The organism is Thermaurantiacus sp., assembly GCF_053487655.1.
In genome coordinates, this window is record NZ_JBRCLD010000090.1 from 1 (window position 1) to 11337 (window position 11337).

The 11337-nt window shown below is 67.3% G+C and carries 9 protein-coding genes; 7 read left to right on the top strand and 2 right to left on the bottom strand.

Annotation, left to right across the window (positions count from 1 at the left end):
* The coding region (locus ACWIQA_RS08975) for a M1 family metallopeptidase (protein ID WP_448582733.1) at positions 1-1206 on the bottom strand (1206 nt) is incomplete at its 3' end.
* Between the two features lie 112 nt (positions 1207-1318).
* On the opposite strand from ACWIQA_RS08975, the gene ACWIQA_RS08980 reads away from it, so the two are divergent.
* From ACWIQA_RS08980 to ACWIQA_RS09010, 7 genes are all read left to right on the top strand, one after another.
* Positions 1319-2647 carry a TrkH family potassium uptake protein gene (locus tag ACWIQA_RS08980; protein WP_448582734.1) on the top strand — a complete coding sequence of 443 codons (1329 nt, stop codon included), beginning with the start codon at positions 1319-1321 and terminating at the stop codon, positions 2645-2647.
* Complete coding sequence (locus tag ACWIQA_RS08985; protein ID WP_448582735.1) at positions 2640-3302, top strand: potassium channel family protein; 663 nt, start codon at positions 2640-2642, stop codon at positions 3300-3302. The genes ACWIQA_RS08980 and ACWIQA_RS08985 overlap by 8 nt, the downstream gene beginning before the upstream one ends.
* Positions 3303-3374: 72 nt before the next feature.
* Positions 3375-4202: a hypothetical protein gene (locus ACWIQA_RS08990; protein WP_448582736.1), complete on the top strand. Its 828-nt coding sequence runs from the start codon at positions 3375-3377 to the stop codon at positions 4200-4202.
* A complete protein-coding gene (locus ACWIQA_RS08995) occupies positions 4108-5619 on the top strand; it encodes a Y-family DNA polymerase (RefSeq protein WP_448582737.1) in 1512 nt (503 codons plus the stop codon). Before ACWIQA_RS08990 ends, ACWIQA_RS08995 begins: the two co-directional genes overlap by 95 nt.
* Before the next feature lie 101 nt (positions 5620-5720).
* Positions 5721-7430, top strand: coding sequence for an ABC transporter transmembrane domain-containing protein (locus tag ACWIQA_RS09000; protein ID WP_448582738.1), 1710 nt, complete (start codon positions 5721-5723; stop codon positions 7428-7430).
* Entirely contained in the window at positions 7417-8481 is a 1065-nt protein-coding gene (locus ACWIQA_RS09005; protein WP_448582739.1) for an HlyD family efflux transporter periplasmic adaptor subunit, read from the top strand. Before ACWIQA_RS09000 ends, ACWIQA_RS09005 begins: the two co-directional genes overlap by 14 nt.
* Positions 8474-9934, top strand: coding sequence for a TolC family protein (locus ACWIQA_RS09010; RefSeq protein WP_448582740.1), 1461 nt, complete (start codon positions 8474-8476; stop codon positions 9932-9934). The genes ACWIQA_RS09005 and ACWIQA_RS09010 overlap by 8 nt, the downstream gene beginning before the upstream one ends.
* A 1235-nt stretch (positions 9935-11169) precedes the next feature.
* On the opposite strand, the gene ACWIQA_RS09015 is transcribed toward ACWIQA_RS09010, so the two are convergent.
* A complete protein-coding gene (locus ACWIQA_RS09015) occupies positions 11170-11325 on the bottom strand; it encodes a dodecin family protein (protein ID WP_448582741.1) in 156 nt (51 codons plus the stop codon).
* Positions 11326-11337: the final 12 nt, after the last annotated feature.

Sequence of the window (11337 nt, forward strand, 5' to 3'; positions counted from 1 at the left end):
GCTGTCGAAGGCGGAATTGATGTCGGCGCTGTCGGTGATGGGTTGGCGGATCGGCCTGCCCGCGGCGAGCGAATCCTCGTCCATCGCGCCGAGCGCCTGGGCAAGCTCGAGCGCGCGCGTGCCAAGATCAGGCCGCCATTCCAGTCCCAGCTGGTTCCCCATCCAGGTGGCGAAGCTCTCGTTGAGCCAGAGGTCGTCCCACCAGCGCGGTGTCACGAGATTGCCAAACCACATGTGCGCAAGCTCATGGGCCATCACGACGCCGAAGCTGCGCACCTGCTGGATCGGCGCGTCGTCGTCCAAGAGGAGGAGCGTGTCGTCGAAGGTCACGAGCCCGACATTCTCCATGGCGCCGCCCATGATGGGGGACGCAATCACATCGAGCTTGGCAAACGGATATTCGGTCCCGAAATAGCGCTCGGCCAGTGCGAGGATTTTCGGGGTCTCGGCCAAGGCGAAGCTGAGGCGGCCGCCCTGCCCCTTGGTTGCAATGGCGCGGAAGGGAAGCGCGCGGCTGCGCACCGCGTTGGGCGGGATGCTGGCCTCGACCACATCGAAATCGCCCACCGCGAGCGCGACGAGATAGGTCGGCAGCGGCTCAGAAGGCGCAAAGTCGTGGCGAGTCCAGCCGCGGCCGGCGGGCCTTGCCGCCACTTCAGGCGTATTGGCAAAGGCCTTGAGGCCCGAAGGCACGGTAAGCGAGACGGTGAAAGGCGTCTTGTGGCGCGGCTCGTCAAAGCCGGGGAAGACACGGCGGGCGTCGATTGCCTGGAACTGGGTCCAGGCATACCAGCTCTCGCCCACCTTCACCCGGTAGAGACCCTCGGCTGCAGTCATGAACGGTGCCTCATGGACAAAGCGGAGGGTGTGGGTTCCCGCAGGCAGGGTCTTTGGCAGGCGCAGCGCGATGACGCCGGTCTCATGCACTTGCGTTGCCGCCGCGCGCAGCGTCTGGCCGGCATCGGTTTTCACCTCGGCGCGCTTGATGCGGATCCCGCGGCCGTGGAGGAACAGCATGTCGCGCGCCTCGGCAAGGCGGATCCGGATCTCGGTCTCGCCGGAAAAGCGATCCCTCGCCGGGTCGACCTTGAGCACGATGCGGTAGTCGAGCGGTTGGACGGTCTGGGCGAGCTCGCCGACCGGAACGGCGGCTTGGGCCAGGGGCGCAAGGACAAGCGCCAAAAGGGCGAAGAGAAACCGTGCCAAGGCGAACTCCTGTTGCGGCGAAACTTGAAGGTGGCGAGGAGCGGGCGCCAGGGGCAGCAAGGGGTTGCCGGCAGCCCGGAGGGAGGCAAGAGGGAGAGCAGGGCAGCAGCGCGTGTCGACCATCCTCAACCCAACGCGGATTATCCCGGCCGCCTTCCTGGTTGGAATTGGCGTCGGGACTGCCCTCCTCATGCTGCCGCTCGCCCGCGCAGGCGAAGGCAGCGCCCCCTTCGTCGTCGCCCTCTTCACTGCCACTTCCGCCTTCTGCGTGACCGGCCTCACCGTCGTCGATACGGCGACCTACTGGAGCGGCACGGGCCACGCCATCATCCTCCTGCTCTGCCAGCTCGGCGGGCTCGGAATCATGACCGGGGCAACGCTGCTCGGCCTGCTGGTGACCGGGCGCAACCGGCTGTCCGCACGCATCCTCCAGCGCGCCGAGATGCGCTCGCTCGACATGGGTGACGTCGGCGGCGTGGTCAGGGTCGTCGTCATCCTGACGGTCGCGGTCGAAGGCGTGCTTGCCGCCGTGCTCAGCCTCAATTTCCTGCTTCGCGATGGCCTCGCGCCCCTTGACGCGCTGTGGAACGGCATGTTCCACGCCGTATCCGCCTGGAACAATGCTGGGTTCGCGCTCGGCGCCGTCGCCACGCCCGGCATGGCGCGCGACGGCGTCCTGCTTGCTTGCCTCATGGTGGGCGTGCTGCTCGGCGGCTTCGGCTTTCCCGTGCTGCACGAGCTCCGGCAGGAATGGCAAACGCCAGCACGTTGGTCCATCCACACCAAGCTGACGCTTGCAGGAAGTGCGATCCTGCTCCTCCTCGGCTGGCTGGTCACGCTCATCGCCGAATGGAGCAACCCGGAAACGCTGGGGCCGGCAGCACCGGGATGGAAGATGGTCGAGGCGCTGTTCCACTCGGTGATGACGCGCAGCGGCGGCTTTGCCACCATGGACATGACCGCGCTTCACGACGAGACCCAGGCCCTTTCCTGGGGCCTCATGCTGATCGGCGGCGGCAGCGCCTCGACCGCAGGCGGGATCAAAGTGACGACCTTCTTCCTGCTCGGCTTCGTCGCGCTCGCCGAGGTGCGCGGCCAGGGGGACGCCAATATCTTCCGCCGCCGGATCGCCCCCGATGTCCAGCGCCAGGCGCTGCTGATTGCCCTGCTCGCGGTCGGCACCGTCAGCCTTGCCGTCTTCGTGCTTCTCATGCTGACCGAAATTCCAGTCGAGTACGTCGTCTTCGATTCCATATCCGCATTTGCAACCGTTGGGCTGTCAACCGGCGCCGCCGCCGCGCTGCCGCCGGAAGGGCAGGTCGTCATGGCACTTCTCATGTATGTTGGCCGGGTTGGCATCATCACGGCAGCAGCTGCAGTTGCACTGCGCCGCGGCAAGCCCCAGTATCGCTTCCCGGAGGAGCGCCCGATCATTGGCTGAGACCCGAATCGATGCGGTTGCCATCATCGGCCTCGGCCGCTTCGGCACGGCAGTCGCGCGCGAGCTGGCGCGAATGGGCCGCGACTTCCTTGCCATCGACGAGAAGATGGAAATCGTCCAGCAGATGGCGGACGAGTTCGCCAATGTGGTGCAGGCGGATTCGACCAACCCGGCAACCTTGAGGCGGCTCGGTGTCCACGAGCTTGGCGCAGCGGTGGTCGCAATCGGCAGCGATCTTGAGGCAAGCGTGCTGACCGTGCTCGCCCTTTCCGAGCTCGGCGTGCCCGTCATCTGGGCCAAGGCCGTCAATGATCGCCACAAGCGCATTCTCCAGCGCACTGGCGCCCACCATGTGGTGATGCCCGAGGCCGACCGCGGCCGGCGAGTGGCCCACCTCGTCTCGACCCGGATGATGGACTTCATCGAGCTCGACGACGGCTATGCCTTCGTGAAGACGACACCGCCCGACGTGCTGGTGGGCAAGCCGCTCTCTGACACGCACATCCGCGAGAAGTTCGGCGTGACCGTCGTCGGCGTGAAACGGCCAGGCGAGTGCTTCACCTACGCGACCGAGGCAACCGTGGTGCAGCGCGGCGACATCCTCATCGTCTCTGGCCCCACTGAGAAGGTGGAGCGCTTCACCCAGCTCGCCTGATCCCCATCGCCGATCGCGGTGGCAAAGAGTCTGCTTGCAAGATCGGAACATGAGTAGAACATAAGGCGAACAATGCGCCCGATGCCGCCCCGATTCGCGCCCGTCCCGCCCAGCCCTTCCGGCCCGGCCCGGCTGGCAGAGCTTCGCGCCCGCCTCGCCGCGCACGAAACGTCTCCCGCGGCCTCGGCCGTGCCGCGCCTGCCGCTCGCCCCCGCCATTGACCAGGCGCTCGGCGGCGGCCTCGAACCTTATGCCCTCCACCTCCTCCTCCCCGCCACCCCTCACGCCCATGCTGCAACCGCCCTGCTTGCCGCCCTGCTTGCCGGGCGCACCCAAGGCGAGCTCCTGTGGGCGACAACCGCCCGCGACCTGTTCGCCCCCGGCCTCGCCCAGGCCGGCCTTTCGCCCTCCCGCCTCCTCATCGCCCGTGCCGACAGCGACTGCGCCGCGCTCGCCGCCATGGAAGAGGCGATGGGTGCTGCCGCCGTCGTCGTCGGTGAGATCCGCCGCGCCGGCTCCTGGCTGATGGCGGCCTCGCGCCGGCTCCAGCTGCGCTGCCAGAGCCGCGGCACGCTCGCCCTCCTCCTCCTCCGCAAACCCGGGCTTTCAGTGCCGACAGCCGCCCGCACCGTCTGGAGCGTCGCGCCCGCACCGTCCGCCCTTCCCGCCCATCGCCCGCTTTTTGCCGGTGTGGGCGGCGTGGGGCTTGGGCCGGCCCGGCTTCAGCTCACGCTCGCGCGCGCCCGTGGACCCGCTGCGGCTGCGCTTCCCCGCACCTGGCTCGTCGAACCGTCCGGAGCTGCCGATGCCCCGTCTCCTCTCGCTGTGGTTGCCGAACTGGCCGGTGGAACGGCTGCTGCGCGCCCGCCGCAGCACCGCGTCGCCGGGGCCGCCGCCTGAGCCCTTCGTCCTCGTCCGCGAAGCCCGCAACTGCCAGGAAGTCGCCGCCGCCTCAGCAGAAGCGCTGCGGCTGGGCATAAAAGCAGGCGAGCCGCTCGCCCGGGTCCGCGCCCGCCTGCCCGGTCTTCATGTCGAGCCACATGATGCCGCAGCGGATGCTGCCGCGCTCGCGCGCCTCGGCCACTGGCTGCGCGCCCGGATGAGCCCGCTCGTCGCCCTCGACCCGCCCGATGGCCTCTTCCTGGAAGCTGCCGGCGCTTCCCACCTGTTCGGCGGCGAAGCGCGGATGCTCGAGACCCTCGTTGCCCGGCTGGCACGCTCCGGCCTCTCCGCCCGCGCCGCCCTTGCCGACACCGCCGGCGCCGCCCATGCGCTCGCCCGCTTCGCTGCCGCGCCCACGCTTGTCGTGCCGCCCCACGCCCACCCCGAATCACTCGCCCCCCTCCCGGTCGCCGCCCTGCGCCTGCCAGCAGAAGACGCTGCCGGCCTCGCCCGCCTCGGAATCGCAACCATCGCTGATCTTCTTGCCCTCCCCCGCGCCAGCATCGGCCGGCGCTTTGGCCTTCCCCTCCTGCGGCGGCTCGACGCAGCCCTCGGCCAGGCCGGCGAGCCCCTGGGCTTCCTCCCCCACCCCGAGCAGCTGGCCGTCACCCTCCCGCTTGCCGAGCCTGTCGCCGAGCCGCAGGCCCTCCACGCCCTCATCGACCGGCTGGTCCCGCTGCTCTGCCAGAAGCTCGCGCAAGGAGGGCAGGGCGCCCGCCGGCTTGATCTCCTGTTCCAGCGCCTCGACGGCACCATTGCTGCCGTCCGCACTGGCACTGCTGCCCCCAGCCGCGAAGTCGCCCATCTCGCCCGCCTCCTGCATCTGCTGGTGGACGGAGTCGATCCCGGCTTCGGCATCGAGGCGGCAACGCTCGCCTGCCCGCTCGCCGCCACGCTGCCGCCGCAGCAGCAGGGCCCCGACTCGGGCCCCGGCCTCGCCGAGACGGTGGACCGCCTTGCCGCGCGGCTGGGCGAGGGCGCCGTCTTCCGCCTCGCTCCCAGGGCCGCGGCCTTCCCCGAGGCGAGCGTCGTCAGCGCCCCGCCGCTTGCCACCATTTCTGGAAGCTGGCCGGCGCACCTCCCCCGCCCCACCCGCCTCGTCGAGCCGCCCGAGCGGGTGGATGCAATCGCCATGCTCCCCGACCGGCCGCCGGTCATGTTCGTCTGGCGCGGCCGCCGCCACCGGGTGCGCGCCGCCGATGGCCCGGAGCGGATGCACGGCGAATGGTGGACCGAGCCGGCGGGCCCCGTGCGAGACTATTTCGTCGTCGAGGACGAGGAGGGCGCCCGCTTCTGGCTGTTCCGCTGCGGCGACGGCGAGGATCCGGCAACCGGCGACTTTTCCTGGCACCTCCACGGCCTCTTCGGCGCCTGAGCCACGGGCACGCACTGCGCCCCCAAGCGCATATGCCAAGCAGCATTGCCACCCGCCTGCTGCCCCCTTAGATTACGCCGGCGCTTGAGGCAGGAGTGTCCATGGCCGCGCCGCGCACGGTCCGATTCCGCGACGTTCTCAGCTGGGCTGGCCCGATCCTCGGTGCCGACCGCGGGTTCCTCGCGCTGGCAATCGTCTACGGTGTCGGCCTGTCGCTGCTGTCGCTTGCAACGCCCATTTCCGTCCAGATGCTGATCAACCAGGTGGCGACCGGGCTTGAGACTCCGCTCGTCGTCTTGAGCCTCGCGCTGCTCGGCCTCCTTCTGCTGTGGGCCATGCTCGCCTCGCTTCGCACCTGGCTCATGGAGCTGTTCAAGCGCCGCTTCTCCGCGCGTCTCGTCGCTGAAATCACGGTCCGCGCAGTTCACGCCGAAGATCCCTATTTCCTCGACACGCGCAAGGCCGACATCTTCAACCGCTATTTCGAGATGATGACGGTCCACAAGTCCGTCCCCAGCCTCGTCGTCGGCAGCTTCACCATTCTTCTGCAAGCCGGAGTGGGGATTATCGTCACATCCTTCTATCACCCCTTCTTCCTGGTCTTCAATACGCTCTTTGTCCTTCTTCTCACTGCCATTTGGTCGATCTTCCTGCGCGGTGCGATGCGGACTTCGATCGAGGTCTGCAATGCGAAATACCACCTTGCCCATTGGCTGGAGAGCGTGGGCGCCTCCGATGGCTTCTACAAGTCGGCAGCGCACATGGATTTCGCCTACCAGCGCTCCGAGCAGCTGACGGCAGACTATATGCAGGCCCGGGTTCGCCATTTCCGCTGGAGCTTTCCCCAGACCATTGCCCTCTTCATCCTCTATGCCGTTGCGAGTGCGGCACTGCTTGCACTTGGCGGCTGGCTTGTCATTGAAGAGCAGTTGTCCATCGGCCAGCTGGTTGCCGCCGAGCTCATCTTGGCTGGCGTCTTTTACGGCGCTGCCCAGCTCGGCCCTTATATTGAGGATTTCTATGATCTCGTCGCTGGTCTTGAAGAGCTGAACCAGCTCTACAGTCTTCGCCGCGAGCCCGTGGAAGGCCGCCATGTCTTGGCACCCGCCAGCGCCGACTTGCGGCTGATGGCCGTCCGTTTCCACCACAGCTCGGGCCCGGTCCTGTTCGACTTCGAGATCCCCGAGGGCTCCAAGCTCATTGCGTCCGGCGATCCGGGCATGGAGCGGCTTTTCAGCCATCTCTTGAAGCGCCACAACCGGCCGGAAAGCGGGCTGGTAACGCTAGGCGGCATCGACATCACAGCCCTTGATCGCGTGCGCCTTAGAACCGAGATCGTGGTGCTCGACCGTCCCAACATGGTCGAGACCACGATCGAGACCTATCTTGCGCTCTCCAACGTGAGCGGCGATCCGGCCGATATTACGGCCGCGCTCCGCCTTGTCGGTCTCGAAGACCGGATCGCCATGCTGCCAGATGCGATGAAGACCGTCATGTCGACGACTGGGTGGCCGTTGAGCTTGCCCAAGACCATGCAGCTCAAGCTTGCAGCTGCCATCCTGTCGCGGCCGCGGATCCTGGTGCTGTCGCCGCTTCTCGATATGGTCTCGGTCCACCGCCTCGAGGATGTCTTCCGCCATTTCGCCAGCACCTCCACCACGCTTATCCATTTCACCAACCGGCCGGATGATCTGACCCTCGACGGTTTCTTGTGGATCGGTCGCGAAAAACAGATCCTCCTCAAGGATCGCACGGGCTTCGACCGGCTGCGCACCAGTGTGGGCAAAGGACGCCGACTTGTCGTTGCTTGAGGAAGACTACGCCCGCTTCCCGACCTTGTCTGGCATCCGGGTTCCCGGAATCGGTCGCGCCGTTGCCATCATGCTCGTGGCAACGCTTGTCATCGTCAGCGCCTTCCTGGCCTTTGCGCCCTGGGTGCAGACCGCCTATGGCGAAGGCCGGATCACCACGCTCGACCCTGCCGACCGAGTCCAGAACATCTCCGCCCTCGTCCCCGGTCGAGTCGAGGAATGGTATGTGCGCGAAGGCGAGCAGGTCGAGGCTGGCGACCCCATCGTCCGCGTCGTCGATACCGATCCCGACATCCTCGACCGGCTTGAAGCCGAGCGCAGCCAGACTGAAGCCGAAATCCGCGCTGCCGAGCAGGCCGTCCGGATCGCCCAGCTCGATGTCGGCCGCCAGCGCACGCTTGTCGCCGAAGGCCTTGCTGCCCCCCGCGACCTCGAGGCCGCGCAAATCCGGGTCGCCGATCTCGAAGCCAAGGTGGCCCAGGCCCGCGCCAAGCTCCAGGGCATCGACACCCGCATCAATCGCCTCGCACTCCAGGTGGTCGTTGCCCCGCGCGACGGCCGGATCCTGCAGATCCGCGCTCTCGACCAAGCAACCCTTGTGAAGGAAGGTGATGTCCTTGCCACCTTTGCGCCACGCCAGTCCCAGCCGGTCGTCGAGCTGTTCGTCCAGGGAGTCGATGTGCCGCTTGTCGAGGCTGGCCGGCGGGTCCGCCTCCAGTTCGAGGGCTGGCCGGCAGTGCAATTCTCGGGCTGGCCCTCGATCGCCCGAGGCGTCTTCGACGGTGTCGTCTATGCCACCGACGATGCCGCTTCCCCCAATGGCCTCTATCGCGTGCTCGTGCTCCCTGCAGCTGACCGTCCGCCCTGGCCGCAGGAGCCGGCAATTCGGCTTGGCGGCCAGGTGCGCGGCTGGGTCCTCATGGAAACGGTCACCGTCGGCTTCGAACTCTGGCGCCAGCTCAACCGATTCCCGCTGCAGGTCACACGTTCGGTAAGCGAAGGCGGCCTCATTCCGGCCGAGGCCCCCGCGAAGGGATCCGAGGGTGCGTAGGCGCCTCGCCGGCCTCCGGCCGGCGCTGGCCCTTGCTGCGCTCTGGCTAGTGCTGACCGCCCCCCTTTTTGCCCAGCCGCTGCTGCTTGCCGAAGTGCTGGAATCATCCCGCCAGCACGCGCCCCAGGTGCTCGAGGCCATGGCCCGGGTGCGCGCTGCCGAAGCCCGCCGGACGGAAGCCGAAGGCGCCTTCGACACGGTCGTGACCGGCACGGCCGAGACCCGCCTCTCGGGCACTTATGATGGCCGCCTGCTCGGTACCACTGTCACACGCCCCTTTTTGCGCCGAGGCGGCCAGATTTACGGTGGCTATCGGGTCTCTGGCGGCGATTTCCCCGTCTACGAGGATGAGAGCTTCACCAACCAGGGCGGCGAGCTCAAGGTTGGCGCCCTGTTCGCCCTCCTGCGGGACCGCGCCATCGACGACCGCCGCTTCGGCCTGTTCCTTGCCGATACGGCAGTTGCACTCGCCGAGACGGAGACGCTGCTGACTGCGATTGCCATCCAGCGGCGCGCCATCGACGCCTGGCTCGCCTGGGTTGCCGCCGGCCAGCGGCTCCGGGTCTACCGGGAACTGCTCGCCATTGCCGAGGAACGGCAGGATGGCTTCCGCCGCCAGGTAAGAGAAGGCGCAAGGCCAGCCATCATCGTGACGGAAAATGAGCAGGCCATCTTGCGCCGGCGGGCGCTTGTCGTTGATTCCGAGCGTGCGCTCGAGGCTGCTGCCGTGCGCCTCTCCATCTACTGGCGCGACGCTGACGGGCGCCCACAAGTCCCAGCGGAAGCTCGGCTGCCGCAAGCTCTTCCGCCGCCGCTGCCCATTGGCAACAGCAGCACCGACGCCCGCACCCGCCAGGCGCTCGGCACGCGGCCTGATGTGAAGGCAATCGATCTCCGCCTCGCCCAGGCGAGCGAGCAGCTCCGGCTTAATGAGAATCTCAGGAAACCCCGGGTCGACCTCAAGGTGGAGGCTTCGCGCGATCTCGGCGCCGAGGGGCTGGGTGGCCCGTCGCGCTCGGGCACGGAAACCAAGGTCGGCCTCGCCTTCTCATTACCGCTCGAGCAGCGCACCGCCTCGGGCCGGATCGCTGCCACCCGCGCTGAAATCCAGGCCTTCGCGCTCCGCCGCCGCCAACTGGAAGAGGAGATCAGCGTCACCCTCGATGCGCTCGACGCCGATGTCCGCGCCTCCCGCCGCCTGGTCGAACTGGCCGCGCGCGAACGCGAAGCCGCACTCGAACTGGCGCGTGCGGAACGGCGCCGGTTCCAGCTTGGCGCAAGCGATCTCTTCTTGACGACAGTGCGCGAGGAGGCTGCGGCTGATGCGGAAGTCCGCGCAATCGACGCAAGGCTGCGCCAGGCGGCCGCCCACGCGGACCTTGCCGCCGCCCTTGCCGATCTTTCCGCCCTCGGCCTCAGCCCGCCACCCTCCGGTTCGACCGTCCGAAATTGAAATTGGAACCGTCGAGGACAAATCAGTTCTGACAAACTCGGAAGGTTTGTTTCCATCACTTGCAATTTTCGTGCCGATCTCCTCGCACAGGTGTTTACCGAAAGGCCGCGTCATGCGTTACGTGGCCGTCGGTGTCACTGCTGTGCTGCTGGCCGCGCCTGCCACGGCCACGGTGTCGCTCGATTTCCGCCAGCTGGAGTTCGCCCTGGTCGCCATCGATGGCACCCCTGCCCCGCCAATGACGGCCTCAGCCTGGGGCTCGGTCCGGATCGTCTACACCGGTCCGGCCGTGCCACAGTATCTCAACATGAGGGTCGATGGCGAATGGCGTGTCGCCAACCTTCCCCTGCTTGCGTATGACGGTGTCGGCACCTTCACTGCCGCCTCTTTCGACCTCGGCGTGCCTGATGGCACTCGCGTCACCACGCTCGGCGATGGTTTCAGCGTCACCGCACACCCGCTCGAAGCCCCTCCGCCGATGACCGGTATCGCAGCGGTCGGTGTTCAAATCGTCGGCGGCGGCGGTCTTGGAGAAGAGACCGCCAACCCACCGACGGTCAAGCCACCACCCCCGCCGAAGCCCGGCAGCGAAGACGGCGACCGAATCATCGCTTCCGCCTTCCATAAGAACTTCCCGATCCAGCAATGCGCCTTCAACGCCTGCGTTTCCACTGCGGTATCGAGCAGTCTCCAGTTCCTGAACATGACCAGGAAGCTTGGAATCCCCGAGACCGATATCGAGCCGGACGACGTCGCGCGCATCCTCGGCACGCCCGCGCCCGGAAACTGGGACAGCTTGAAGGACAAGTGGGTTCACGGCAGAGGCTGGCGCGTCCGTGCCCGCCGCGTTTCCAATGTTGAGGAAGTTCTGAAAGCCGTAAAACCTGGTCAGGATGTCGAGATCGCGGTCACAACCGGTGCCGAGCCCACTGGCTCCGAGAATCCGGGGCACGTTGCGCCCGTGATCGCGGTCATTCGCCGTGCCGACGGCACCTTCTGGATCACTGTGGCGGAAGACACCCCGACCAGAGGAGCAAGCCCAACCGCAACCCTGACGACCTCTGGCCGGAGACGTTTATCTGGCTGCCAACTCCACAGAGATGCGTCGGAAACGGGTTCTATCACGACACGCGTTTTGCCTACGCGGTCGTCGAATCGGTCTTTCCGGAACCGGCAAGCTGGGCACTGCTTCTGGCCGGCTTCGGCCTCGTCGGCCTACGCCTGCGCTTTCATCCTCAGTCCTTGAGCTCGAACGTCAGCATCATCCGCACACGCCAGCCCTTGACTTCCCCGCCTTCAACGGTTGCCTCGATGTCCTTCACCCACACCCCCCGGATCTGATCGAGCGACTCGTCGGCCCGGCGCACGCCATTGCGAACGGCGTCCTCGATTCCCTCGCTTGA